Source organism: Aurantimicrobium sp. MWH-Uga1 (assembly GCF_003325955.1).
Classification (GTDB): domain Bacteria; phylum Actinomycetota; class Actinomycetes; order Actinomycetales; family Microbacteriaceae; genus Aurantimicrobium.
This window is the reverse complement of the sequence record NZ_CP030929.1, coordinates 1,286,607-1,311,904: the sequence shown is the minus strand read 5'-3', so window position 1 is coordinate 1,311,904 and position 25,298 is coordinate 1,286,607. Positions and strand designations below refer to the sequence as shown.

25 protein-coding genes are annotated in these 25,298 nt (G+C 54.1%); 11 read left to right on the top strand and 14 right to left on the bottom strand.

Going from position 1 to position 25,298, the window contains the following annotated elements; genetic code table 11:
* Positions 1 to 56: 56 nt before the first annotated feature.
* Genes AURUGA1_RS06460 through sdhC form a run of 4 tightly spaced genes read right to left on the bottom strand, consistent with a single transcriptional unit; the run spans position 57 to position 3,533 of the window.
* Positions 57 to 812 carry a succinate dehydrogenase iron-sulfur subunit gene (locus AURUGA1_RS06460; RefSeq protein WP_114129390.1) on the bottom strand — a complete coding sequence of 252 codons (756 nt, stop codon included), beginning with the start codon at positions 810 to 812 and terminating at the stop codon, positions 57 to 59.
* Between the two features lie 2 nt (positions 813 to 814).
* Positions 815 to 2,629 carry a succinate dehydrogenase flavoprotein subunit gene (gene sdhA / locus AURUGA1_RS06455; protein WP_114129389.1) on the bottom strand — a complete coding sequence of 605 codons (1,815 nt, stop codon included), beginning with the start codon at positions 2,627 to 2,629 and terminating at the stop codon, positions 815 to 817.
* A gap of 35 nt (positions 2,630 to 2,664) precedes the next feature.
* Entirely contained in the window at positions 2,665 to 3,117 is a 453-nt protein-coding gene (locus AURUGA1_RS06450; protein ID WP_114129388.1) for a succinate dehydrogenase hydrophobic membrane anchor subunit, read from the bottom strand.
* Between the two features lie 2 nt (positions 3,118 to 3,119).
* A complete protein-coding gene (gene sdhC / locus AURUGA1_RS06445; RefSeq protein WP_256372952.1) occupies positions 3,120 to 3,533 on the bottom strand; it encodes a succinate dehydrogenase, cytochrome b556 subunit in 414 nt (137 codons plus the stop codon).
* 63 nt (positions 3,534 to 3,596) lie between these two features.
* On the opposite strand from sdhC, the gene AURUGA1_RS06440 reads away from it, so the two are divergent.
* Together AURUGA1_RS06440 and AURUGA1_RS06435 are read left to right on the top strand one after the other, a co-directional pair.
* A complete protein-coding gene (locus tag AURUGA1_RS06440) occupies positions 3,597 to 4,721 on the top strand; it encodes a mannose-1-phosphate guanylyltransferase (RefSeq protein WP_114129386.1) in 1,125 nt (374 codons plus the stop codon).
* An 18-nt stretch (positions 4,722 to 4,739) separates the two neighbouring features.
* Positions 4,740 to 5,861 (top strand): adenosine deaminase, encoded by a 1,122-nt coding sequence (locus AURUGA1_RS06435; protein WP_114129385.1) that lies wholly within the window; start codon positions 4,740 to 4,742, stop codon positions 5,859 to 5,861.
* Here the strand turns inward: AURUGA1_RS06435 and AURUGA1_RS06430 are convergent.
* Complete coding sequence (locus AURUGA1_RS06430; RefSeq protein WP_114129384.1) at positions 5,858 to 6,712, bottom strand: purine-nucleoside phosphorylase; 855 nt, start codon at positions 6,710 to 6,712, stop codon at positions 5,858 to 5,860. The two genes, AURUGA1_RS06435 and AURUGA1_RS06430, sit on opposite strands and share 4 nt — an antisense overlap.
* A 39-nt stretch (positions 6,713 to 6,751) precedes the next feature.
* Here AURUGA1_RS06430 and AURUGA1_RS06425 point away from each other — a divergent pair, with 39 nt between their 5' ends.
* Positions 6,752 to 8,188, top strand: a complete 1,437-nt coding sequence (locus tag AURUGA1_RS06425) for an NAD(P)H-quinone dehydrogenase (protein WP_114129383.1) — start codon at positions 6,752 to 6,754, stop codon at positions 8,186 to 8,188.
* Between the two features lie 66 nt (positions 8,189 to 8,254).
* Here the strand turns inward: AURUGA1_RS06425 and AURUGA1_RS06420 are convergent, their stop codons facing one another.
* Together AURUGA1_RS06420 and AURUGA1_RS06415 are read right to left on the bottom strand one after the other, a co-directional pair.
* The gene (locus AURUGA1_RS06420; RefSeq protein ID WP_114129382.1) at positions 8,255 to 10,030 is read right to left on the bottom strand and encodes a biotin carboxylase N-terminal domain-containing protein; all 1,776 of its coding nucleotides are present in this window, start codon (positions 10,028 to 10,030) and stop codon (positions 8,255 to 8,257) included.
* 87 nt (positions 10,031 to 10,117) lie between these two features.
* On the bottom strand, positions 10,118 to 10,744 hold the full coding sequence (locus tag AURUGA1_RS06415) for a nucleoside triphosphate pyrophosphatase (RefSeq protein ID WP_114129381.1): 627 nt from the start codon (positions 10,742 to 10,744) through the stop codon (positions 10,118 to 10,120).
* Positions 10,745 to 10,778: 34 nt separating this feature from the next.
* Here AURUGA1_RS06415 and AURUGA1_RS06410 point away from each other — a divergent pair, with 34 nt between their 5' ends.
* Entirely contained in the window at positions 10,779 to 12,080 is a 1,302-nt protein-coding gene (locus tag AURUGA1_RS06410; protein WP_114129747.1) for a class I SAM-dependent RNA methyltransferase, read from the top strand.
* Here the strand turns inward: AURUGA1_RS06410 and AURUGA1_RS06405 are convergent.
* From AURUGA1_RS06405 to AURUGA1_RS06395, 3 genes are read right to left on the bottom strand one after another with little or no spacing between them, the layout of a single operon-like run.
* Positions 12,070 to 13,287 carry a hypothetical protein gene (locus tag AURUGA1_RS06405; RefSeq protein WP_114129380.1) on the bottom strand — a complete coding sequence of 406 codons (1,218 nt, stop codon included), beginning with the start codon at positions 13,285 to 13,287 and terminating at the stop codon, positions 12,070 to 12,072. The two genes, AURUGA1_RS06410 and AURUGA1_RS06405, sit on opposite strands and share 11 nt — an antisense overlap.
* A 32-nt stretch (positions 13,288 to 13,319) precedes the next feature.
* A complete protein-coding gene (locus AURUGA1_RS06400; RefSeq protein WP_114129379.1) occupies positions 13,320 to 13,535 on the bottom strand; it encodes a hypothetical protein in 216 nt (71 codons plus the stop codon).
* Complete coding sequence (locus AURUGA1_RS06395; RefSeq protein ID WP_371412353.1) at positions 13,532 to 15,130, bottom strand: acyl-CoA carboxylase subunit beta; 1,599 nt, start codon at positions 15,128 to 15,130, stop codon at positions 13,532 to 13,534. Before AURUGA1_RS06395 ends, AURUGA1_RS06400 begins: the two co-directional genes overlap by 4 nt.
* A gap of 77 nt (positions 15,131 to 15,207) precedes the next feature.
* Between AURUGA1_RS06395 and AURUGA1_RS06390 the strand changes: the two genes are divergently transcribed.
* Positions 15,208 to 16,017, top strand: coding sequence for a biotin--[acetyl-CoA-carboxylase] ligase (locus AURUGA1_RS06390; protein WP_114129746.1), 810 nt, complete (start codon positions 15,208 to 15,210; stop codon positions 16,015 to 16,017).
* 18 nt (positions 16,018 to 16,035) lie between these two features.
* A complete protein-coding gene (locus AURUGA1_RS06385; RefSeq protein WP_114129378.1) occupies positions 16,036 to 16,575 on the top strand; it encodes a PH domain-containing protein in 540 nt (179 codons plus the stop codon).
* Here AURUGA1_RS06385 and AURUGA1_RS06380 read toward each other — a convergent pair.
* Both AURUGA1_RS06380 and AURUGA1_RS06375 read right to left on the bottom strand, forming a co-directional pair.
* Positions 16,572 to 17,324, bottom strand: coding sequence for a polyprenol monophosphomannose synthase (locus AURUGA1_RS06380; RefSeq protein ID WP_114129377.1), 753 nt, complete (start codon positions 17,322 to 17,324; stop codon positions 16,572 to 16,574). The two genes, AURUGA1_RS06385 and AURUGA1_RS06380, sit on opposite strands and share 4 nt — an antisense overlap.
* Positions 17,321 to 17,797, bottom strand: a complete 477-nt coding sequence (locus tag AURUGA1_RS06375; RefSeq protein WP_114129376.1) for a GtrA family protein — start codon at positions 17,795 to 17,797, stop codon at positions 17,321 to 17,323. Before AURUGA1_RS06375 ends, AURUGA1_RS06380 begins: the two co-directional genes overlap by 4 nt.
* A gap of 15 nt (positions 17,798 to 17,812) precedes the next feature.
* Between AURUGA1_RS06375 and AURUGA1_RS06370 the strand changes: the two genes are divergently transcribed.
* From AURUGA1_RS06370 to AURUGA1_RS06360, 3 genes are read left to right on the top strand one after another with little or no spacing between them, the layout of a single operon-like run.
* On the top strand, positions 17,813 to 18,982 hold the full coding sequence (locus AURUGA1_RS06370; RefSeq protein WP_114129375.1) for a 5-(carboxyamino)imidazole ribonucleotide synthase: 1,170 nt from the start codon (positions 17,813 to 17,815) through the stop codon (positions 18,980 to 18,982).
* Positions 18,983 to 18,998: 16 nt separating this feature from the next.
* On the top strand, positions 18,999 to 19,499 hold the full coding sequence (gene purE / locus AURUGA1_RS06365) for a 5-(carboxyamino)imidazole ribonucleotide mutase (protein ID WP_114129374.1): 501 nt from the start codon (positions 18,999 to 19,001) through the stop codon (positions 19,497 to 19,499).
* The gene (locus tag AURUGA1_RS06360; RefSeq protein WP_114129373.1) at positions 19,496 to 20,878 is read left to right on the top strand and encodes an LCP family protein; all 1,383 of its coding nucleotides are present in this window, start codon (positions 19,496 to 19,498) and stop codon (positions 20,876 to 20,878) included. Before purE ends, AURUGA1_RS06360 begins: the two co-directional genes overlap by 4 nt.
* A 6-nt stretch (positions 20,879 to 20,884) precedes the next feature.
* Here AURUGA1_RS06360 and AURUGA1_RS06355 read toward each other — a convergent pair whose 3' ends face one another.
* Both AURUGA1_RS06355 and AURUGA1_RS06350 read right to left on the bottom strand, forming a co-directional pair.
* A complete protein-coding gene (locus AURUGA1_RS06355; protein WP_114129372.1) occupies positions 20,885 to 22,153 on the bottom strand; it encodes an O-antigen ligase in 1,269 nt (422 codons plus the stop codon).
* 9 nt (positions 22,154 to 22,162) lie between these two features.
* A complete protein-coding gene (locus tag AURUGA1_RS06350) occupies positions 22,163 to 23,467 on the bottom strand; it encodes an O-antigen ligase (RefSeq protein ID WP_114129371.1) in 1,305 nt (434 codons plus the stop codon).
* 123 nt (positions 23,468 to 23,590) lie between these two features.
* On the opposite strand from AURUGA1_RS06350, the gene manA reads away from it, so the two are divergent.
* Positions 23,591 to 24,751 (top strand): mannose-6-phosphate isomerase, class I, encoded by a 1,161-nt coding sequence (gene manA / locus AURUGA1_RS06345; RefSeq protein WP_371412371.1) that lies wholly within the window; start codon positions 23,591 to 23,593, stop codon positions 24,749 to 24,751.
* Positions 24,752 to 24,896: 145 nt separating this feature from the next.
* Entirely contained in the window at positions 24,897 to 25,220 is a 324-nt protein-coding gene (locus AURUGA1_RS06340) for a WhiB family transcriptional regulator (protein WP_096380190.1), read from the top strand.
* The last annotated feature ends 78 nt before the right edge of the window (positions 25,221 to 25,298 follow it).

Genomic DNA, 25,298 nt, shown 5'->3' with positions numbered 1-25,298 from the left:
AATACAAAAGACCCGGTCTGATTCAGGCCGGGTCTTTTTTGTTTCACAAATTGACGTTAAGGTCGTCCGCGCAATACTGCCTGCTTCACATCAGCAATAGCTTGAGTGACCTGGATGCCACGAGGGCATGCGTCGGTGCAGTTGAAGGTGGTACGGCAGCGCCACACACCCTCTTTGTCATTGAGGATGTCGAGGCGAACCTCGGCCGCATCGTCACGTGAGTCAAAGATGAAGCGGTGTGCATTCACGATGGCGGCAGGACCGAAGTACTGACCGTCAGTCCAGAACACGGGGCAACTGGTGGTGCACGCAGCGCACAAGATGCACTTTGTGGTGTCATCGAAGCGCTCGCGGTCCTCAATGCTCTGGCGACGTTCCTTCCCGGCCTCAGGGGTGGTGTTAGAGATGAGGAAGGGCTTGACCTCGCGGTAGGCAGCGAAGAAAGGCTCCATGTCTACGATGAGGTCCTTCTCCAGGGGAAGACCCTTGATGGCCTCAACATAGATGGGCTGAGAGATGTCGAGATCTTTGATCAAGGTCTTACAGGCCAGACGGTTACGACCGTTGATACGCATCGCGTCAGAGCCACAAATACCGTGAGCACAGGAACGACGGAAGGAGAGCGAGCCATCCTGATCCCACTTGATCTTGTGAAGAGCATCAAGAATACGGTCGGTTGAGTAGACCTCAACGTCAAAGGATTCCCAGCGTGCTTCGTCATCAACTTCGGGAAGGAATCGACGAATGATCAAGGTGATGTTGAAGGCCTGTACCTCGGGTACTGCTGCCTGTGTTGCGACTGCGGTAGCCATTCTTAGTACTTCCTTTCCATCGGCTGGTAGTTGGTAATGACAACAGGCTTCCAATCAAGCTTGATGTGATCACCAGCGTCGTCACTGGTGGCGTCACCGGTGAGGTACGCCATGGTGTGCTTCATAAACTTCTTGTCGTCGCGGTTGGGGAAGTCATCGCGCATGTGACCACCGCGACTTTCCTTACGGTTACGAGCGGAGTAGACAACCACTTCGGCGAGGTCGAGTAGGAAGCCCAACTCAACTGCTTCGAGCAGGTCGGTGTTGTAGCGCTTGCCCTTGTCGTGGATGGAGATGTTCTTGTATTCCTCACGCAGCTTCTCAATGGTCTTGGTGACCGACTTGAGAGACTCTTCGGTACGGAATACCTGAGCGTTCTTGTCCATCTCTTCCTGCAGCTCTTTACGTAGGGCAGGAACACGCTGGGTGCCGTTGGCATTGCGGATGCTTTCGATCATCTCGCGCACAGGACCGGCAGGGTCCTTAGGCAGCGGAACAAAGTCTGCCTTCTTGGCATATTCGACAGCGTACTTTCCAGCACGCTTACCGAAGACGTTGATGTCGAGTAGGGAGTTTGTTCCCAGACGGTTTGATCCGTGAACAGATACACAAGCACATTCACCGGCGGCGTAAAGGCCAGGAATGACAGTGTCGTTGTCAGAGAGCACTTCTGCCTTGATGTTGGTGGGGATACCACCCATGGCGTAGTGAGCTGTTGGCATCACGGGAACGGGCTCAACAACGGGGTCAACACCCAAGTAAGTGCGAGCAAACTCGGTGATGTCGGGAAGCTTGGTTTCCAATACCTCAGCGCCCAAGTGGGTGCAGTCGAGGAGAACGTAATCCTTATTGGGGCCAGCACCGCGGCCTTCAGCTACTTCCTGAACCATGCACCGCGAGACGATGTCACGAGGCGCTAAGTCCTTGATGGTGGGAGCGTAGCGTTCCATGAAACGCTCACCTGATGCGTTACGCAAGATGGCACCTTCACCACGAGCACCCTCGGTCAAGAGGATGCCCAAACCGGCAAGACCGGTGGGGTGGAACTGGAAGAACTCCATGTCTTCCAGAGGAATACCCTTGCGCCAGATAATGCCAACGCCATCACCGGTGAGGGTGTGGGCATTCGAGGTGGTCTTGTAGATCTTTCCAAAACCACCGGTAGCAAAGACAATGGACTTGCCCTGGAAGACGTGGAGGTCACCGGTCGCCAGTTCATAAGCAACAACTCCAGCAGGAACCTGCTTGCCCTTGACCTTGGTCATCACCAGATCAAGAACATAGAACTCGTTGAAGAATTCGATACCGAGCTTCACACAGTTTTGGAACAGGGTCTGCAAAATCATGTGACCGGTGCGGTCTGCTGCGTAGCAGGAGCGACGCACCGGTGCCTTACCGTGGTCACGTGTGTGCCCACCAAAACGGCGCTGGTCAATCTTGCCATCGGGCGTGCGGTTGAAGGGAAGACCCATGTTTTCCAGGTCGATAACCGCGTCAATGGCTTCTTTGGCAAGAATCTCAGCTGCGTCCTGGTCAACGAGGTAGTCCCCGCCCTTGACGGTGTCGAAGGTGTGCCATTCCCAGCTGTCCTCTTCCACATTGGCCAGAGCAGCAGCCATACCGCCCTGAGCGGCACCAGTGTGTGAACGGGTGGGGTAGAGCTTGCTGATCACAGCGGTGCGAGCGTTGGGGCCTGCCTCAATTGCTGCACGCATGCCGGCACCACCGGCACCCACGATGACGACATCGTGCTGGTGGTAGTAGACGCCATCGATGAGTTTTGTTTCTTCGTATGTGTCGTTGCTCTTAGTTGCCACGAGTGAAACTCCGTAAGTAGGGGTGATCTAAAGAATTACTGGGGTGGGCAGAACGAGGGCAGCAAGTCGAGCTGATCTGGACTGACCGAGGGGCAAGGATCGAAGGTGAAAATCACCAGCGTGCCCAAGATGATGAGAATGACGGCAGAGGCATAGATTGCTCCGCGAAGAATCTTGCCCAGGCGCACCGAGCTTGAATAGTCATTGACAATGGTGCGCATACCGTTTGCACCGTGGATGAGTGCCAGCCACAACATGGCTAGGTCCCACCACTGCCAGAAGGGGGTTGCCCACTTTCCAGCGACGAAAGCAAAGTCAATAGCCTTAACGCCCTCACCAACCATCAGGTTGACGAACAGGTGACCAAAGATGAGGACAACAAGAATCACGCCCGAGGCGCGCATGTAGACCCAGCCCCACTTTTCCCAGTTGGTGCCTGTGCGTGGGGAGCGTGCGTAAGGAGAACGAGGTTCAGCAATAGTCGTCATGATTAGTGCCCTTCGCTAAAGACGTTCATGAGGTGGCGTGGCAAGAATCCGGCCATAAGAACCACCCACACACCAATGACTCCCCAGAACATGTAGCGCTGGTATTTCACGCCCTTGCTCCAGAAGTCGACCAGGATGATGCGCAAACCGTTCAGAGCATGGAAGACAATAGCTCCTACAAGAACTGCTTCGCCCAGACCCATGAGGGGGTTCTTGTAGGTGCTCATGACCGCGTTGTAGGCCTCAGGGCTCACGCGGACAAGCGCGGTGTCCAAGATGTGGACAAGCAGGAAGAAGAAGATGGCAACACCGGTAATCCGGTGCAAAACCCAAGACCACATGCCGGTGTAGCCGCGGTATAGCGTGCCACCTGGGCGGGGCGTTTTTTCAGAGCGTGGTGCCGAGATCGTAGACACGAACAACCCTCCTTGGTTGTGGGCAATAACTGCTCATAACTTTACGCCCGATAGTCTGGTCTTATGGCACGACTATCGACCCCACTGAGCGACTTCTATGTAGTTATTCCGGCCGGTGGAATAGGCTCCCGGCTATGGCCACTCTCCAGGGCAGATGCCCCCAAGTTCCTGCATGACCTCACTGGGTCTGGAAGCTCCCTCCTGAAAGACACATGGGATCGTTTGACTCCACTTGCCGGGGAACAACGTGTCATGGTTGTCACAGGACGTGCCCACCGTGCAGCAGTGGAAGAACAGCTCCCAGAACTGGCTGATCTCAACGTTGTTTTAGAAAGCGAGCCCCGTGACTCTTCTGCCGCCATCGGTTTAGCAGCGGCGATTTTGGAAAAGCGTGAACCGGGCGTCATCATCGGATCTTTCGCTGCCGATCACGTCATTAAGGGAACACGGTTTTTCAATATGGCTGTCGCCGAAGCTGTGGAAGCAGCCCGCGCTGGCTTCATCGCCACCATCGGCATCGTTCCCACAGAACCCGCCATCGGTTTTGGCTATATCCACGCAACGGAAGAAACCGAGCTCGAGGGTGCTCCCTCAGCGTTGAAAGTAGATTCCTTCGTGGAAAAGCCCAACGCCCACACCGCTGAGGAATACGTCAACAGCGGTGACTATCTGTGGAACGCGGGCATGTTTATCACCAAGGCATCTGTGCTTTTGGAAGAACTCGCCAAGACTCAGCCTGAGCTTCACGCTGGACTTCTCGCGCTCGCCGATGTGTGGGACGACCACGCCAAGCGTGGACCCGCAGTAGACAAGATTTGGCCCACACTCAAAAAGATTGCCATCGACTACGCCGTGGCGGAACCGGCTGCTGCTGCAGGCAAACTCGTTGTTATCCCCGGCGAATTTGACTGGGATGACGTAGGAGACTTTGCCTCTATCGCGAAGTTGCACTCCAGTGGATATAAAAAAGACCTGGCCATCTTGGGCGAAGGAGCACGCGTGCTCTCGGATGCTTCCTCGGGAATCCTAATCACTGACACGGGCCGCACCATCGCACTGGTGGGAGTCAAAGACATCGTCGTTGTGGACACCCCCGACGCCCTATTGGTGACCACCACAGCACAAGCTCAAAAAGTAAAGTCGGTCGTAGATGCTCTGCGCATCTCTGGTCGCGATGACGTCCTCTAAGCGACAAAGAAAGTACTCATGACCACCTCATATCTTGTGGACGGCGTCGACGTCACCACACTGCCCAAAGTTTCGCTTCACGATCACCTGGATGGGTCGCTGAGACCCGAAACCATTATTGAGCTCGCTGAAGCCGAGGGCATTGAACTTCCCGTCTTGGATTCTGACGGACTTGGTCTGTGGTTTGCTGAGCAATCTAACTCAGGATCCCTCGTTGAGTATCTCAAGACCTTCGATCTGACCTGTGCTGTGATGCAGACTCGCGAAGGCCTCACACGAGTAGCACGAGAGTCAGTCATTGACCTGGCACGAGATGGTGTGATTTATGGAGAACTTCGGTGGGCTCCGGAACAACACCTCACTCGCGGTCTCACACTCGATCAGGTCGTGGAATATGTTCAAGAAGGTATTGAACAAGGCATAGAAGATGCTGCAGCTCAAGGCCAGACCATTCGTATTGGTCAGCTGGTTACCGCGATGCGCCATGCAGATCGGTCGGAAGAAATCGCTCAATTGGCTCTCAGGCACCGCAACAATGGAGTTGTTGGATTCGATATCGCAGGTGCTGAGCACGGTTTTCCAGCTTCACTACATAAGGCTGCCTTTGACTATCTAGCTCAGGAACACTTCCCGGTCACCATCCACGCTGGCGAAGCTGATGGTTTGCCCAGTATTGAAAGCGCGCTCTATGACGGTCGTGCTTTGCGTCTGGGGCACGGCGTGCGCCTGGCAGAAGACATCACCATTGACGGATCAGATGCGGAAGCCACGTTCGTTACCTTAGGCACCTTGTCTCAATGGGTCAAAGATCGCGGCATCACACTTGAGCTCAGCCCCAGTTCAAACCTACAAACAGGTGCTATCGCAGCCTGGGGGACAGACATTCTCGATCACCCCTTTGATTTGCTCTATCAACTGGGGATGACGGTTACCGTCAACACCGACAACCGTCTCCAAAGTGGAACAACCCTGTCCAAAGAACTCTGGCTGGTTGCCGATGCGTTCTCCTATGGCCTCAGTGACCTGGAAGCATTCCAGCAGAATGCTGCTGCTTCTGCCTTCTTGCCGCTGGAGGACCGTGAAGCGCTCGCCGATGCCATCACTGAGGGATTTATCGAAGCAGTGCAAAACGCTCGCTAGATCTTCTGCATAATCTGCGCAAGCAGATTGCCAATGAGTGGTTCTGCTGCGACACCCGTCTCGAGCACTTCTTTGTGAGATAAGGGGTGGTCGGAAATGCCGGCAGCAAGGTTTGTCACGAGAGAAAGCCCCAGGACATCCATACCTGTTTGTCGTGCTGCGATTGCCTCCAAGGCAATAGACATTCCGACAAGGTCTGCTCCTAAACCACGCAGCATCTGCACCTCGGCGGGAGTCTCATATTGAGGGCCTGAAACCTGCGCCAGCACACCCTGACCCAATGATGGGTCGATGCTGAGGGCAATACCGCGCAGGCGCGAGCTGTAGACCTCAGTGAGGTCGAGATACTCGGCTCCCTCTACAGGTGTGGTTCCTGTGAGGTTGAGATGGTCTTTGATGAGCACTGGCGTGCCAGGTTTCCAAGCTGGACGTATTCCTCCAACACCGCTGGTGAGAATCATGGTGGTGGCGCCTGTTGCTGCTGCAGTGCGAACGCTGTGCACCACACGGCGAACAAACCCGTGACGGCCATTGCCTTCATAAAGATGGGTCCGTGCTCCAATAACGAGAGCACGCTTATTGTTTGGCAGCAGCACACTGCGAATAGTCCCTAAGTGTCCAGGAATGCCTGAGGCACTAAATCCGGTGATTTCTTCGGCAGGGATTTCTTCTGTTGTTTTGCCGATGCGATCTGCGACGTTGCCCCAGCCTGAACCCAGTGTCAACGCAATATCGTGGTGGCCAATACCGGTTGCGACCGCAATTTCGAACGCAGCCTGTTTCGCAATATCTGACGGATTTTGCGTGGGATCTTCCAGTGGGTTGAAACCCCACTCACCAGAGCTGAGCATAACCAAAGCCTATTGCCCCTCTACTGGCAGAATGAGCGTATGTCTTTTGAGTTTGAACGTAAGCAGCGTATTGCGATTTTGGGTGGTGGCCCTGGAGGGTATGAGGCAGCACTTGCTGCTGCACAGCTGGGCGCTGAAGTCACCTTGATCGAACGATCGGGTATTGGTGGTGCCGCCGTGCTCACCGATGTTGTTCCCTCGAAGACCCTCATTGCTACTGCTGAGTTCACCTCAACGCTGGAGCGTTCTTCTGAACTGGGTGTCACATACTTCGTCACAGGAGAAGATAAGAAAGCTCAAAAGCCTGAAATTGCCATCAACCTCGCGACCGTCAATAAGCGTTTGCTCGGCTTGGCACACGACACTTCGGAAGACATGAAGCTTGCTCTCAAAGAAGCCGGCGTGAATGTCATTCCAGGTCATGGCCGTCTTGACGGCACGCATGCTGTTATTGCCTCAACCGGACCTGGCGGAACTGATTTTGATCGCGTTGAAGCAGACACCATCATTGTGTCGGTGGGGGCAAGTCCTCGCGTGCTCGACACTGCAAAACCAGACGGGGAGCGCATTCTCACCTGGACACAGCTCTATAACCTCACTGAGCTGCCCGAACACATGATCGTGGTGGGATCTGGTGTGACCGGTGCTGAGTTTGCTTCTGCCTACAGTTCATTGGGTTCTAAAGTCACGTTGGTTTCCAGTCGTGACACAGTGCTTCCTGGTGAAGACGCTGATGCTGCTGCGGTCTTGGAAGATGTGTTTGTCCGCCGCGGTATGACCTTGATGTCCAAGGCACGCATGCAGAGCGTGGAGCGCACAAAGTCCGGCGTTTTTGTGACCTTGGCTGATGGCAGAACCGTTGAAGGCAGTCACTGTTTGATTGCCGTAGGTTCTATTCCGAACACCGCGAACTTAGGCCTTGAAGACGCCGGGGTTGAACTCGATGACGCAGGGCGCATCGTGGTCAACCGTGTTGCGCGCTCGAGCGTGCCCAACATTTACGGTGTGGGTGACTGCTCTGCAGCTCTGCCACTTGCGTCTGTGGCCATGATGCAAGGACGCACCGCTGCCTTCCACGCTCTTGGCGATGCGGTCACGCCTTTTGACGAGCGCAACGTTGCCGCGAACATCTTCACCCAGCCTGAGGTTGCCTCAGTGGGGTGGAGCCAAGCAGAGATTGAACAGGGCATCATTCGAGGCACGGTCTATAAGCTCCCGTTGACGGCTAACCCCCGCGCCAAGATGCAAGGTATTCGTGATGGTTTCGTCAAACTCATCACCACCACAACTTCCCGCACCGTGATCGGTGGAGTGGTTGTTGCACCGCGCGCATCAGAGCTCATCTTCCCCATCGCCCTGGCAGTAGAGCATCGCCTCACGGTCGATGACGTGGCGAAGTCCTTTGCTATTTATCCCTCGATCTCGGGAAGCATCGTTGATGCGGCTCGTGCTCTTCACCAAGTAGAACGCAAGTAGCAACAAAGAGAACCTTAACCGTGTGTGGGCCCACCATCTGGCGGGCCCACACACGGTTAAGGTGAGTTACTCGATGTCGTCGATATTGAGCAGAACGTGACCGCTGGAGACGGTCTGGCCCACCTCAGCGTTGACGCCAGAAATAATGCCGTCTTTGTGGGCTTCAACGGGCTGTTCCATCTTCATGGCTTCGAGAACCAGAATCAGGTCACCCTTGACAACCTTCTGTCCCTCTTCGACAGCAATCTTCACAACCGTTGCCTGCATGGGTGCTTTCACGGTTGAGCCGCTTGCGCCTCCGACTGCGTGAGAGGCTACCTTACGAACGGGGGCAGGGCCTTGGGTGGCCAAATCTGCTGCGTTGGCGCGCAACAGCTTGGCTGGAAGAGAAACCTCAATACGGCGGTCGTCAACCTCGATGGTGACGTGTTGGCGCTTGGCCTGAGAAGGAGTTTCTTCAGCCTCGCCACTCCACGGTTCGATGTCGTTGACGAATTCAGTTTCAATCCAGCGGGTGTACACCTGGAATGGCTTGTCACCTTCTGGAGCAAATGCGGGATCACGCACAATCTTGCGGTGGAAGGGAAGCACCGTGGGAAGACCGGCAACTTCGAACTCATCGAGGGCGCGGCGCGAACGCTCGAGTGCTTCCTCACGGGTGGCACCGGTGACAATGAGCTTGGCTAGGAGCGAGTCGAATGAGCCAGAGATCACGTCCCCTGCAGTAACACCGGAGTCAACGCGAACACCGGGGCCGCCCGGGGCACGAAAGACGTGCACAGGACCTGGTGCGGGCAGGAAGTTGCGCCCACCATCTTCACCGTTGATGCGGAATTCGAAGGAGTGGCCGGTAACAACTGGGTCTGGATAATCCAGCACGCCGCCTTCGGCGATGCGGAACTGCTCACGAACAAGGTCAATTCCGGTCACCTCTTCGGAGACAGGGTGTTCAACCTGAAGGCGGGTGTTGACCTCGAGGAAGGAAACTGTGCCATCTTTACCGATGAGGAACTCACAGGTTCCGGCACCGAGGTAACCAACCTCTTTCAAGATGGCTTTAGACGCGCGGTAGAGCTCATCTGTTTGTTCTTGGGTCAAGAATGGGGCTGGTGCTTCCTCGACCAGCTTTTGGTGACGGCGCTGCAGTGAGCAGTCCCGTGTGGAGACAACGACGACGTTTCCGTGAGCATCTGCCAAACACTGGGTTTCCACGTGTCGAGGCTCGTCGAGATATTTCTCCACGAAACATTCACCGCGGCCAAAGGCAGCGATTGCTTCACGAGTGGCGGAATCAAAGAGCTCAGCAACCTCTTCACGATTGCGTGCAACCTTGAGCCCGCGACCACCACCACCGAAGGCAGCTTTGATAGCAACGGGGAGTCCGTGAATGTCCACGAATTCAAGAACTTCGTCAGCTCCCGAAACGGGGTTGATAGTTCCGGGTGCTAGCGGAGCGCCCACCTTTTCTGCCACATGACGAGCAGAGACCTTATCGCCGAGCTGTTCAATTGCTTCGGGGCTGGGACCAATCCAGATCAACCCTGCGTCAATGACTCTGCGGGCAAAGTCTGCGTTCTCAGCAAGGAATCCATATCCGGGGTGAACAGCATTCGCACCAGACTTGCGCGCAACGGCAAGAAGCTTGTCGATGACGAGGTAAGTTTCAGCACTGTTGGTTCCATTGAGGGCATATGCCTCATCGGCAAGTTTGGCGTGTAACGCATCACGATCCTGGTCAGCGTAAACAGCGACAGAACCAATTCCATAGTCTCTGGCTGCTCGGATGATACGAACGGCAATTTCTCCACGGTTCGCAATGAGGACCTTTGTAATGCGCGACATAGCCTCCAGCCTAGTAAGGCCAGAGGCAGTTCAGTTGGGCATCTTCAACAAAAAAGTGCGCGAGTCGTAGACGATGCCTACAACAACCTAGTTATTCCACAACTGAGGCCAGAACACACCCAGTTGGTTTGCCATCCGGCGTACAGCAGGTATGGAGACCCCGACCACGGTCGAGGGGTCTCCGTCAATGCGTTCTATGAAGGCAGCACCGAGGGAATCAATCGTGAATGCGCCAGCAACTTTCAGGGGCTCTCCCGAGGAGATATAGGCCTCAAGCTCCTGATCGGAAATATCTGCTGAGAACGTCACCTCCGCAACTGTGACTTCTCCAATGGCAGAGTGTGTGCTGCCGCGTGTGTGGTCGATGAGCCAATGTCCGGAATAGAGCTTGCCGGTGCGACCACGCTGTAGTTGCCAGCGCTGCCAGGCAACATCAGGAGTGTGTGGCTTGCCATAGGTCACACCATCAAGCACAAAAGCAGAATCACCGCCAAGAACTAATCCATCTATCTCTGGGGTGAGAACAGCTTCTGCTTTCGCCCTCGCAAGTAAGAGCACCATGTCTTCGGGGGAGAGGGGGCCGCCGGCTTCCGCTTCCGCGGCAGCCACAGCGGCATCCTCGTCAACCTCGCTGGGAACAACCACTGGTTCAATTCCTGAACTGCGTAACGTCGCTAAACGTGCTGGTGACGTGGAAGCAAGATACAAGCGCACGCGGAAGACCCTTCAGGTATGGAATGCTCGAATGATGGCACAGAGAACAACACCCAAAAAATCTTCCCCTCAACGTGGTTCCGAGTTTGTGGGCACACTCTGTGAGCTCGACATTACCAACGTTGCTCACGGTGGTGTGTGTGTTGCCCGCCATGAGGGTCGAGTGATTTTCGTCGCTGACACGATTCCAGGAGAACGTGTTTTGGCACGCATCACGGATGCATCACAAAAAAGTTTCTGGCGTGCCGACACCCTTGAGGTTCTCGAGGCATCCGATCACCGCCAAGAACACATCTGGTCTGCCGCCAGTGTTGAGCGTGATCCCGCCCAACGTGCCGGTGGTGCAGAGTTTGGCCACATTAACCTCGCCTTCCAACGCGAGCTTAAAGCCTTTGTTCTCAAAGATTCACTCTCACGCATGGCCAAGCTAGACACAGATGTCGTTGTTGAAGCATTACCAGGTGATGACGAATCTCGGGGAACACAGTGGAGAACCCGCGTTCGGCTCCACGTCGATGCAGAAGGAAAAGTTGGCCCTTATGCAGCGCGTAGCCACAACGTCATCGAGGTTGAAAATCTCCCGCTCGCTGCCTCACGAATTACGGAACTGGCCCCCTTCGGTCAACGTGTTCAGGGCATTGACTTTATTGACCTCGTTGGGCCCAGTGGTGATTCCGCGAGGGCAATTGCGGGCAATCTCGACACGGCAAAAAACAAGAAGCGCCCAGCAGCTGAACCCGTCACCGAGATTGTGGGCACGCGTAGTTTCCAGGTAGACGTCCGCGGCTTTTGGCAGGTTCACCGTCACGCTGCTGCCACACTTTCAGATGCTGTCAGCTCCATGATTGACGAGGCACTCTTTGACCCTCGGGCAGCAAACCTTGACCTCTACGGCGGGGTGGGACTTTTGGCTGCCGCTGTGGGAGATCGTTTTGGTTCCACCACCCGCATCATCTCGGTTGAGTCAGATGAGATGGCAACCGAGTATGCCTTAGAAAATCTCGTTGATTGGGTGGGGGCAAGGGCTGTTACCGCTCGGGTAGACCGTTATCTCCAGTCGGTGCTTCAAGACCTCAACGCAATCGAGAAGGCACGCTTCGAAGCTGCCACGATTGTGTTGGACCCACCTCGTGCAGGAGCGGGCAAAGATGTCGTGAATTCGATTGCTGAACTCTCACCAGCACAGCTGGTTTATGTAGCTTGTGACCCGGTCGCGTTGGCACGAGATGTTGCTCTGCTGGCAGAGCGTGGCTACCAGCTCCAGCAGTTACGTTCTTTTGATCTGTTTCCCAACACGCACCACGTGGAAGCGGTTGCTCGATTCATTAGATTCTGATTGGTTTACGCCCCATCAACACAAAGGCAAGCCCGATGGTCATAAATCCCATGGCCATTACCAGCCAAACGGACTGTTGACCTGTGGCAGCTAATTGTGCCTGAGGAGTGCTTTTGAACGGGTCAAAAACCCACCACTGAGAATTGTCATTATCAAAGTAATAAAGCAGGGACCCAATAGTGCCCATAGTTGCAATTCCATTGGAATATTCAGTATTTGGAATTACCGCTTCCATAACTCCATCTGAGTAGTAGAGCTGGCTATTTGATGTGGTGGAAATTCCCTCGAAATACACAAAAGATGGTGAAGCAGCCATACGTCCATAACCTGAATAATTTTGAGAAAACAGCTCAACGCCGGTGCCATTAAAGCCATACAGTTCGTTGGTATTTGGTTTACTGATGATGATTTGGTTGTTGAATTGAACTGTCGGAACGGTGTCTGGCTGGAACGGTAAAGAAATTGCCGCAACTGAGGTCGAAGTGGGAGTGAACCATGCCTTGTCCCAGTTGATTGACTGATCGATTACTCCAACAAAATAGACGGAACCATTGAGAACCTGAATTTCACGGGGTACCTGACTTACTGTGCTGTGCTGCGTCACAGTGGTTCCGTCGAAGCTATATAAATCAAAAGACCCAGGGGGGTGCCATCCAGAGAAATAGAGTTTGTTTCCAGAAACAACTCCGCGTTGCAGGCAGCATGGAAAACCAGATGCCGTTCCCACATTGGTGCCGTCAAATGTTTGGACTATGTAGGTGGGGTGCTCTCCCGTGAAATAAAGAACATCGTTGAAGACGACAAGTGCCTCTTCGTCAAAACCCATAGGTGCTATCGGATCTGACAAGCCTGAAGCAGTTGCTTTATAGAGCTTTGTGTCAGTAATTGAGGATCCTGAGAAGGGATATCCGGCAAAGTAGAGCTCACCACGAAATTCCACATGGGAATTAGGAATCATGACGATGTGTTGCGAGATAACTGAGAACTGATTTCCGTCATACTTCCAAATCCCCATATCTCCTGGGGTAGTTTCTGCGTTGAAATACAGGGCTCCATCGAACTCAAAAATGTCACTTGGGTTATCAGGACCACCAACAATTTGGCTAGGTGAATTTGAAGCTGTAGTCGCAAATGCCGGTGCTGAAGCCATAACCATAAGCCCAAGAAACAATGCAAAAGCCCAGATTGGGTAAATGATTAAGCGCATGCCCTAATTATCAGGGAATGAAGGAATGTTTGCTAGCGGCCGAAGTCCCAGCCAAAGCGACGAGAACCGCTCTTGATATCTTCGCGGATTCCGCGCTGAGACTTTTGCCATGCGTTCATTCCAGCGCCTTGAATCTCGTGCTCAATAGCGGACTCTTCTTCGATGTGGGCATCGAGAACAGCGAGCACGGCAGCTTTCTCTTCGGGGGTAACACCCCGAGTGAGAAAGCGAACGTTGTCCAAGGTCATAGCGGGATATTTCCGTGCTTCTTAGGAGGAAGTGAGGCTCGCTTGCCGCGCAAGGCACGCAGAGCTTTCACCACGGCTACTCGCGTTTGGGCAGGTTCAATCACGCCATCGAGTTCACCACGTTCGGCAGCTAAGAAGGGGCTTGCCACGTTGTAGGTGTATTCATTGGCCAGCTTGGTGCGCACGGCGTTTACGTCTTGTCCAGCTTCTTCAGCCTTCTTAATTTCACCGCGGTAGAGAATGTTCACCGCACCTTGACCACCCATCACAGCAATCTCAGCGGTGGGCCAGGCGAGGTTGATATCAGCACCGAGCTGCTTCGAGCCCATCACGATGTACGCACCACCGTATGCCTTGCGGGTAATGACTGTGACCAGTGGCACGGTTGCTTCGGAGTATGCATAGAGCAGCTTCGCGCCTCGACGAATCACACCTGCCCACTCTTGGTCGGTTCCGGGAAGGTATCCGGGAACGTCCACCAGCGTCAGGATGGGGATGGAGAACGCATCACAGAAACGAACGAAACGGGACGCTTTTTCGCCAGCTTCAATGTTGAGCGTTCCGGCCATCTGTGATGGCTGGTTGGCCACGACACCGACAGTTCGGCCTTCTACTCGAGCAAAACCAATAACAATATTGGGGGCAAAAAGTGCTTGAACTTCTAGAAAGTCTCCGTTGTCAGCAATTCCACGAATCACTTCGTGAACGTCATACGGCTGGTTGGGGCTATCTGGAATCAGAGTGTTGAGCTTTTTATCCTCATCGGTGATCTCCAGTTCAACTTCGGACTCGTAGACGGGAAGTTCGGCCATGTTGTTATCAGGCAGGAAGCCAACCAGGGTGCGGGCGTAGTCAAGCGCATCGCTCTCATCAGCAGCCAGGTAGTGAGAAACACCAGAGACGGTGTTGTGGGTCAGCGCACCACCGAGTTCCTCAAAGCCCACCTCTTCACCGGTCACTGTCTTGATCACATCAGGACCCGTGACGAACATGTGGCTGGTCTTGTCCACCATGATGACGAAGTCAGTCAATGCGGGGGAATACACAGCGCCACCGGCAGCAGGTCCCATGATGATGGAGATCTGAGGGATCACACCCGAGGCAGCGGTGTTGCGACGGAAGATTTCACCGTACTTGCCCAGGGCAACAACACCCTCTTGAATACGGGCACCACCGGAGTCCAAGATGCCCAAGATGGGAACACCTGTCTTGATGGCCAGGTCCATCACCTTGATGATCTTTTCACCGGCAACTTCACCCAAAGATCCACCGAAGACAGTGAAGTCTTGAGAATAGACAGCAACCTGGCGGCCGTGGATAGTTCCGGTGCCGGTCACAACAGCATCACCGTAGGGGCGGTTCTTATCCATGCCAAAGGCGGTCGTGCGGTGACGCACGTATTCGTCCAATTCAACAAAGGAACCTGGATCGAGAAGTTCTTCAATGCGTTCACGAGCAGTCATCTTGCCTTTGGCGTGCTGCTTCTCAGCTGCTTTAGCTCCGCTGTCAATAACCGCTTCGGTGTAGCGGGCTTTCAGATCGGCGAGCTTTCCAGCGGTAGTGAACGGGTCAATTGATTTTGCGTTTTCAGTCACGCTTTTCACTCTACTTGCCATAGGTATCTAAAAAGGGTTGGAGCTTCTCTACAAAAATGAAGTGGCAAACTGTTCTTATGGATCTTTCGTTGAGCACTCCGCTTGCCTCTCGCTTGCTCTGGCTGGATGAAGTTGGCTCGACCAACTCTGATCTTGTCGCTCGAGTGGTCACTGAGGATGGCAGTTTGTGGCCAGATTTTTCGGTTGTGGCCACAGATAACCAAGTAGCCGGCAAGGGGCGGTTAGGCCGAGACTGGACCGCACCTGCGGGAGCCTCATTGGCCGTATCTGTGCTGTTGCGTCCACAAACCCCAGCAGGTCGACCACTTCCCCCAGAATCCTTGGGTTGGTTTGGCTTATTGGCAGGTTTGGCTATGTCCAGGGCGTGTAACTTCGTCCTTCCGGAAGGGAAAAAGGCCATGATTAAGTGGCCCAATGATGTATTGATCTCCGGCAAGAAAGTATGTGGAGTTCTCAGTGAACTCGTCCCTACACCTGAGGGCATTGCTTTGGTTGTGGGAACCGGAATCAACATTGCCCTCGCCAAAGATCAGTTACCTGTCCCCACAGCAACCTCTCTGGCGATTGAGGGAGCCCACACATCCGTGGATGAACTTCTTTCCGCGTATCTCACCGAGTTCTCCCGCATTACGAAGGTCTTTGTTTCTGCGGCGGGTAATGTGCGCAGTTCCGGATTGCTAGAACAGATTCGTGATGAATGCGACACGATAGGACGCTCAGTTCGAGTAGAGCTTCCTAGTGGCGAGAACCCGGTCGGAACCGCAATCGGAATTAATGAGGAAGGCTCCTTGGTGGTGGAGATGGCCAACTGTGCCGAACCACTTGTGGTTTCTGCCGGCGATGTCACGCACCTGCGCGTGATCTAACCTCCATAATTACAAGTGATGTCCCAACCCACTGTTGCTTTTGACCCTGCCCCCACTGAGGCTGCTGAGCCCATTGTCGTGCGCTTACGCCGACACGGTCGCATCTTGTTTATGCCCACCTTGGCACTGATTGGTATTGCTACCGCCTGGGGCTATTTCTCAATGGGGTTCCCTGAGTTCTGGATGACGCTGACCTTCTGGCTTTCCAGTGCACTGCTGCTTATTGTGTTGTGGGTTTTCCCTCTGGTGACGTGGTTAGGTAACCGCGTCATCATCACTACCCGCCGGGTCATTATCTATCGAGGAATCTTTACCAGAACGCGGCAAGAAGTGCTTTTCGGGCGCATCCATGATGTAACGGTGAGGCAAAACGCAGTGCAGGCGGTCTTCGGTGCTGGAGATTTGTTGCTGAACACGGGTGCTGAAAAACCTATTCGTCTCTATGACTTACCCAAGGCAAACTTGGTGCTTTCCGCACTCACAGAGCTTGTTGATAAACAATCTCCGCTATCTGCTCAGCTGCGCCGGGATGATCAGCGTTTCACGCAGGACTATTAGACCGTCGAGGTTTTCTTGCGGCCAAAGCGGCGCTGCCAGCCCCAGCTGGTCACACTGCGCATCGCCTCAAACACGATGTTCTTGCTCATCTTCGACTGACCCACGGTGCGCTCGGTGAACTCTATGGGTAACTCCACCACGGTGTATCCGGCATCAAGCACCCGCAAGGTGAGATCAATTTGGAAACAGTAACCGTGTGAGTTCACTTCCTCGAGATGAATTCCACGCAACACTTCTGCTCGAAAAGCTCGAAAGCCTGCCGTGGAATCTTTGATCGAAATTCCTAAAGCCAGGCGAGCATAGGCGTTTGCTCCTCGGCTCAGAAGAAGCCGGTGAGCAGGCCAATTCACCACCGAACCACCCTTGACCCAACGCGAACCAATTGCAAGACCTGGGAAGTGAGCGCCTGGAACTGTCGGTCCAGACACGGCACCCAATATAGCTGGCAGGCGATGTGCAGGGTGGGAGCCATCTGCATCCATTTCCACCAAGATTTCGAAACCTCGCTCGAGACCCCAGTCAAAACCAGCTAAGTAGGCATCACCAAGACCGGTTTTGTCACTGCGATGAAGCACATGAACAAAAGGGTCAGATGCAGCTAGAGCGTCCGCTTTGCGGCCAGTGCCATCGGGGGAGTTATCGTCCACGATGAGAATGTTGGCCTCGGGCACTTCGTGGCGAACAGCAGCAACGACCAAAGGTAGGTTGTCGACCTCGTTGTAGGTGGGGATGATGACGAGGGCACTCATCGCCTCACACTCCATACCCACCAACGATAAAGCGCAAAGCGCACCAAGGTGCCCAAGCCAAGGCCAATAATGTTTGCCGAAATATTGTCGGCAATCAGAGAATCAAACCCGAGAACATAGTGCGTAAACCACAGCGTGGCCAAGGTAACCACCATGCCGGCGACAGAAGCAACAACGAATTCCACGAATTCTCTAGCAACATCTGACCGCTTATCTCTTCGGAAGGTCCAGTAACGGTTTCCCAGCCAGTTCACCACGATGGCTACGGAGGTGCTAACAAACTTTGCCACCAGAGGTTCTGACCACCAGCTAGCGCCTGAGAGGGAGAGTAGATTAAAGAGAGAAACGTCGACAACTAAGCCGACTAAACCGACCAGTCCGAACTTGACGAAGTAGCCCACCAGGCCTAAACGCAAGCGAGTAAACAGGCTCGGGGAAGCAGCTGGTGCAGATATCTGCTCCGATGTTGACATGTTTCTCCCGGTGTATTGCACTTCACTAACCCGTTCAACCACGCGAAAGATGAGCTGTTGACAACTGTAGTTGGCGTTATAGGCGGCGGCCAATTGGCACGCATGATGGTGCCCCCAGCAATCAATCTTGGACTAGATATTCGGGTACTCGCTGAGAATGAGGGTTCTTCTGCGCAGATTGCTGCCACGCAGGTGGGCGACTACACCGATGTCGATACGGTCGTCTCTTTTGCTACCGACTGCGATGTCATCACGTTCGATCACGAACATGTTCCAGCCCACGTCCTAGCTGAGCTCATCTCGCGGGGAATAGCTGTCCACCCCGGGCCTCACGCCCTGGAGTTTGCTCAAGACAAACTGCGGATGCGTGAGCGCTTAGCAGAATTAGGCATCCCCGTTCCTGGCTGGATGCGTGCCTCAGAGGAAGCTCATGTTGAGTCCTTCCTTGAGGAATGGGGTGGTAAAGCGGTGGCCAAAACTGCTCGCGGCGGATATGACGGCAAAGGTGTTCGCGTCATTAACTCAGCTGCAGATGTGAGCGATTGGCTAGAGAAACTCGGGCCCGGAGAGTCGATCTTGCTCGAAGAGTTAGTGGATTTTCGTCGCGAACTCTCGCAGCTGATTGCCCGTCGCCCCAGTGGCGAGATGGCGTTGTGGCCTGTTGTGGAAAGCATCCAAACAGATGGTGTCTGCAATGAAGTGATTGCTCCGGCGCCACTGTCCCAAGGCAAGATTGCTGACATGGCCGGATCTATCGCCAGCCAGATTGCCGCTGAACTGTATGTCACCGGCGTCATGGCAGTGGAGCTGTTCGAGACTACCGATGATCGCATATTGGTGAACGAATTAGCCATGCGCCCGCACAACTCGGGGCACTGGACTCAAGATGGCAGCACCACTAGCCAGTTCGAACAGCACTTGCGTGCAGTGTTGGACCTGCCTTTGGGTGCAACAGGATTGACTGCACCCCATACGGTCATGGTCAACATTCTGGGAGGACCTTCCTCCGGAGATATGCTCGCTCCCTACCCTCGCGCCATGGCGGACCACCCCACCGTGAAAATTCATACCTATGGCAAGGAACCCCGGCCAGGACGCAAAGTTGGCCACGTGAACGCCAGTGGTGATGATTTGCCTGAGGTTGTGTATCAGGCGCGTGGCGCAGCAGGGTTCTTTCAGGTCTGAGCTCTACCCTTGAACAATGGCCGAAAAGCATGCACTCGTCGCCGTAGTAATGGGTTCTGACTCTGACTGGACAGTCATGAGTTCGGCAGCCAACGTACTCAACGACTTTGGCATTCCCTTCGAAGTTGAGGTGCTTTCTGCACACCGCACTCCTGAGAAGATGATTGCCTTCGGTAAGGCGGCTGCAGGGCGTGGCCTCAAAGTGATCATTGCAGGTGCCGGCGGTGCAGCCCACTTGCCTGGCATGCTCGCCAGTGTGACCCCGCTTCCTGTTGTGGGCGTTCCTGTTCCTCTGGCCAAGCTCGATGGTATGGATTCATTGCTGTCTATCGTGCAGATGCCCGCTGGTGTGCCGGTGGCCGCCGTTTCCATTGGCGGTGCGACCAACGCGGCACTTCTCGCCGTCAAGATTTTGGCAACTAGTAACCCAGAACTCCTCCAAGCCGTTGAAGCATATTCTGCAGGCTTAGCTGATCTGGTCGAAGAAAAGAACGCGGCGCTCAAGTCTCAGCTATGAGTCAAACAAGTCCACTGCGTTATCCCGACACCAGTTCGCAAAAGGTGATGACCACGCGTGCGTGGTGGCTCGTCATACTCAATTTTCTGATCCCCGGATCAGTTCAAGCTCTGGCGGGGAATAAGCGTCTGGGAAAGATTGGTCTGGGTGCAACGCTCACCCTCGTTATCTTTGCTGTGCTAGTTCTGCTGCTGGGGCTGCTCTGGCCAACGGCAGTCTTCTTCATCTTCACCTGGGGTCCGACGCTTTTTGTGGGGCAAATTGCACTGTTCTTTTACGCTATTTTGTGGCTGGTACTCACTCTTGACACCCTGCGGTTAATTCGCATCGTCAAAACAGGACCTCGTGCCAGGTGGTGGGTTGCCAGTGTGACGGTCGTCATGATGGTTCTTGTCTCCGGTGGCGCTGCGTATGCCGCCTCCCTGACAGGAAGCCTGAACAGCGCACTAGGCAAGATTTTCGTTGCCGGCCCTAGTGTTCCTCCCGTCGATGGCCAGTACAACTTCCTCTTACTTGGTGGCGACGCCGGTGAAGATCGTGACGGTTTGAGAACAGACACCGCACAGGTTGTCAGCATTAATGCAGAAACAGGCCAAGCAACCATTATCGGTATGCCCCGCGATCTGCAGAACGTCCCCTTCAATGAAGACTCCCCGATGTATTCGCTCTACCCAGGTGGCTATAGCCAAGAAACTGGCGAGTACTGCACTCGGTGGGCGTGTTTAAACACGGTCTATGTTGCTGGTGAGCTCAACCATGCCGATCTGTATCCTGACGCCGCAGCTAATGGAAGATCACCTGGTATCGAGGCCATGCGTGATGCGGCTGAGGCCATCACTGGTCTAGATATTCAGTACTACGTCCTCATTGACATGCAGGGTTTACAAAACCTCATTGATTCACTCGGTGGTGTCACCATCACGGTTGAAGAACGCATTGCTATTGCTGAACCAGGAACACCTGAAGATCAGGTCCCTGAGTGGATTGAAATCGGTGAGCAACACATGGATGGCTACCACGCCATGATGTACATGCGCTCTCGCTGGTCAGGCACCGGTGACTATGACCGGATGAAGCGTCAGCAGCAGGTTCAGGAAGCATTACTTCGCCAGATGAACCCTGCCAACGTGTTAGCCAAGTTCCAAGAGATTGCTGCTGCCGGAACTCAGGTTGTGAAGACGGACATTCCACAGTCCATGCTTGGCTACTTCGTTGATCTGGGTTTGAAGACCAAAGAGCTTCCCGTGACGCACATTGAGCTGACTCCGTATTACGAACCGTTCCCTGTTGATACCGAATACCCTGACTACCCAGGTATCAGGACGTACATTGACTCGGTAATTCACCCACCAACGCCAACAGCTACGCCTACGCCGTAGATCTGTTTACTCTGTACGTCGCCAGCTCAGCTCCGCTGAGCTGCGGGCGACGATCAGGACAACAAGGAACCAACCCCACTCGGTAATTGCTGCACTTTCTGCCAAGCCCGAGACGAGTAGTGCAGAGAGCACCAGTGGCGCCCAGATGTAGAGCTCACTCTTCTTTGTCACAGCCAGTGTCCAACTGCGTACAAAAGCAAAGCCAATAAGAATGAGGAATAACGCCAAGCCGACGATTCCCAGTTGAAGCCAGACATCCAGGTAAATGTTCAAACCTGAATTGTGAATATCACCACTGCTGGAATTCATCACAGTGAACGGCTGTGTCTTGCGAGGCCATAACCCAACCCAACCCCAGCCTTCAAGCAGTTTCATCTTGGCCAAGCGCAATTCTTCAGACCAGAGCGCAAGTCGATACTGCAGCACGGGTGAACCACTGAGCCATTCCAGTACCGAGTTTCGGATAGTCCACACCACAAGCATGACCACACCTAGAGCGCTTACGGCCGCAATCTCTGTTCCGCGGCGCAGTCCAGGTTCCATCTTGCGTAACACGGCAATAAATCCAGCCAGCAGAACCACTATCAGTGCGGTGACATAACCGACGGGAGATGCTCCCAAGAGCACACACACCGCAGACCCCGTCAACGACCAGAATGCAAGCTGTCGTGACACGGACTGCGTTCGCCACTCAACAAAGAAGGTAATCACCGCAATGAGAGAAATCATCATGAACGCATTGCGTGAACCAAAGATTCCTTGAATGCCGTCACCTGAGACGAGGTTGCCTTTGATTCCTAAGAACGAGATGGGGCTGTCGATCAGTACCCCGGCAATGATCTCCAAGACCAGCGAGGTTGCCAACAAAACTCTCAACACATCACCAACAGCACGAATGAGTTGGATAGTGTCTCGCGAGGCAGAAATACCTAATGCGAGTGCCGTGAAGCTCAATTGCGATGCTAAACCGATCGCGGTAGCACGCGGATAGTAGGACCAAAACCAGCTGGCAATTGTCCACGCAAGGAAGACAGCCAAGGTGATGGGAACAAACACATTCCATCGCACTACTCGGCGACGAGCAATCAACATCAGTGTCAGCAACACAAGCTCAGCTGCGATGAGGGCAGTCAGCCCTGCAATTCCTAGCAGGGCACGCAGTGCGTGTGTGCCAAAGGCTGTTCCGATCAGGATTAGGCTGAGCGCCTGAGCAAAGCGGGCATGAGAGAAGAAAGCGTAGGCAGCTTCAGCAGCTGGGGAGTGTGTTTCTTTCACAATCCCTGCCTAGCGAATGGCTTTCGTAATGCGTGTAGGAACCATTACGGTCAGCGACAATGCCACCACAAGAGCCCAACCGGATTGAACAATGAGCTGGCTTTCAGCAAAGCTCTGGGTGAGCAAGGCTGCCGTAATTAAGACGGGAACCAGAGAATTAGCACTGTAGGGACGGTCTTCAACCAAATCCCAACGAGGCCGATCCACAGCAATAAACCAGGATCGCCAGAGCAGTCCAATCATGGCGCAGGCCAAGGCAATGACTCCGATGTAGCCAACCTGCAGCCATACATCCAACCAGGTGTTGTGTGCTTGTAGGTAGTGAACACCGTTGTGTACGGCCAAGTTATTGAAGGGTTCTAACCAAGGAACCCAGGGGCTGAGCCAACCCCAACCCACGATGGGTCGTTGCTGAGCAAGCTCGGCCACCGCAGCCCAGGTGTCACTGCGACCAGTGAGATCCTCACTCTTACCCAGCAGGCTCAAAATAAATCCTTGGGCGAAGGTGATGAAGGCCGCAGCGACGATAACTAACCCTGCGGCGGTGAAATACACGGGGCGACGTTTACTTTGCGGAACGGCTCGTGCCCAGAGCGCAAACAACGCCACAATCATGACCACAACAAGTGCAATTAAATCTGTTGCCGAACGTGTGAAGGCAATCGTAAACAGGGAGAGGCCAACCCAGATGAAGCCCCAGCTGCGCCACACAGTTTTGTCCGCCAATTGGACAAAGAAGATGATGAGCGCGATAACCGCGATGAAGCCCAGCTGGTTACGGTTTCCGACAATCCCTTGGATGGGGCCACCTTCAAACAGGAGGTTTCGACTCCATTGGTAGACAGCTGGGATTTTTCCTTCGCTGGTATCTACCCACACTGGATAAATAGCATGGCCTACAAAAACGGCTACCCACAGCTCAAAGACGAGGGAGAGACCCAAAATCCAACGCAGGGTTGTTCCCAAGGCGCGAACAAAATCACCCCACGGCAGGGTGAGTGCAATGCCCACACCAGCAATTGTGACTTCAACAAAAGGCCACAACGTGAGAGCAGTGTTCGGTGGTGAATACGCCCACAGCAGGGATGCCACTGCCCATAAGGAGAAGAATGCCAGCCAGAACGGGATACTTCTCCAGTGAATGAGGTGGCGGGCACGGAAGATGACCACGATATAAATCAGCGTCAGAACGACACTGAGGCCCATGAAGATATCCCAACCCACGAGGTTGCGAATTGCTTCCCCAGCAAAAAGCATGAATAGCGCAACAACGGCAAGGCCTGTCTTGGCTTTTCTATATTCTTTGGTGGGCATGTATCAAGGCTAGACGAAGTGATGAATTGATGCGCAGTGCTGTTCTAGGCAGAGCCTCGCTTTGAGAAATGTCAGGAAGTCTCCAGCCCGAAATTCGGCCCAGAAACTAGGCTCACTAATGTGATGATTCGAGTCGATAACACTCCACGCGACTACGCCTGGGGCTCGTTGACAGATATTGCCAAGCTCAGGGGAGTTGAGCCCACCGGAAAGCCAGAAGCAGAATTGTGGCTGGGCACACATCCAGGTTCGCCCACCCAGATTCTCGACGTGGCGCAGGCCGATGGAGCAGGGACCATTGCAGATTTTCTTACCCAAAGAGGGGATGCACCGCTGCCATATCTGTTGAAGATATTGGCTGCTGCCCACCCTCTGTCCATTCAGGCACACCCGTCACCAGAACAAGCACGTAAGGGGTATGACCGTGAAAACGCAGCGGGTGTTGCCCTCGATTCGCCGGTTAGGAACTACAAAGACGATTCTCACAAACCTGAATTGATCTATGCCCTCAGTGAGAGCTTTGAAGCACTCTGCGGTTTTAGAACAGTTCAGGAAACGATTGCCGAACTGGAGCGTCTCGCCGCGGCCAATGCGCAAGCTTGTTCGCCCACTTCGGCACTGACGGAATTTTCTCAGCAGCTACTCAACCGAGGAGCAGATGCTCTTTCCTGGGCTGTTGAATGGGCACTGAGTGAAGATAATGCTCGTGCACTGGTGGCCGAGATCTCAACAGCAGGAGCTCTCATCAAAGATGAGCTGCTGATGGAGCTCGCTCGTGACTACCCCGGAGACCCCGGCGTCGTGGTTGCCTTGCTACTCAACCGTGTGACACTACGTCGTGGCCAAGCACTGTATTTGCCCGCTGGAAATATGCACGCCTACATTCGGGGTCTGGGTATTGAGATCATGGCGGCCAGCGACAATGTCCTGCGCGGGGGGCTCACCTCCAAGCATGTTGATGTTCCCGAGTTGCTCGATGTTGTGAAAACTGACGTGCTTCCCGTACCCATTCTCGAACCGGTTCAAGTGTGCCCGGGGGTTGAGATCTTTGAACCAGATGTTCCTGATTTTTCTTTGGCACACGTCCATCTCGAAGACCACATCACGCAGACGGATGCCATTGTGTTACGCCGTCACGCAATTGTTACGTGTACGTCAGGAAAGCTCTTCATCACCGGGCACGAGTCCAAGATTGAGTTGTCTCAAGGCCAACATGCCTTTATTTCTGCGGATGAACAGACAATTACAGTCCGCGGGACCGGCGAACTCTTCATCGCGCTGTAGGGGATATTCCCTAAATTGTGGGCAAACTCTCCAGCGCGTCTTCAAAGTTTCAATATCTGGACTTGACGTATACGAATGACAACGGTGTAATTACATAGACACGCCATGGTGGCGTGCGGAAGAGACACCGGGGTGGGAGTTCTTTATGGCACCGGAATATCGCGCTAGCGTTCCAGAGAATTGGTTTGTTGATCCAGTTCGTTTGGGAGTTCCAGGAACCCCTTCTTCTCGCAACATCGACCTCGATGACAACCCTCTCGCGTGGCAGGCAGATGCACTCTGTGCACAGACTGACCCAGAATCTTTCTTCCCTGAAAAGGGTGGTTCGACCAGAGATGCAAAGAAGATTTGCACCTCGTGCGAAGTTCGCAGTGAATGCCTCGAATATGCGTTGTCTAACGACGAGCGATTTGGTATCTGGGGCGGCCTGAGCGAGCGCGAGCGTCGCAAGCTGCGTCGCCGCGCATAATGCGTTCGAAGAAGTAGTTCTTTCCAAGCCACGCCCACCCATTTGGGTGGGTTTTTGGCATCCCCTGCCTAGGCTGTG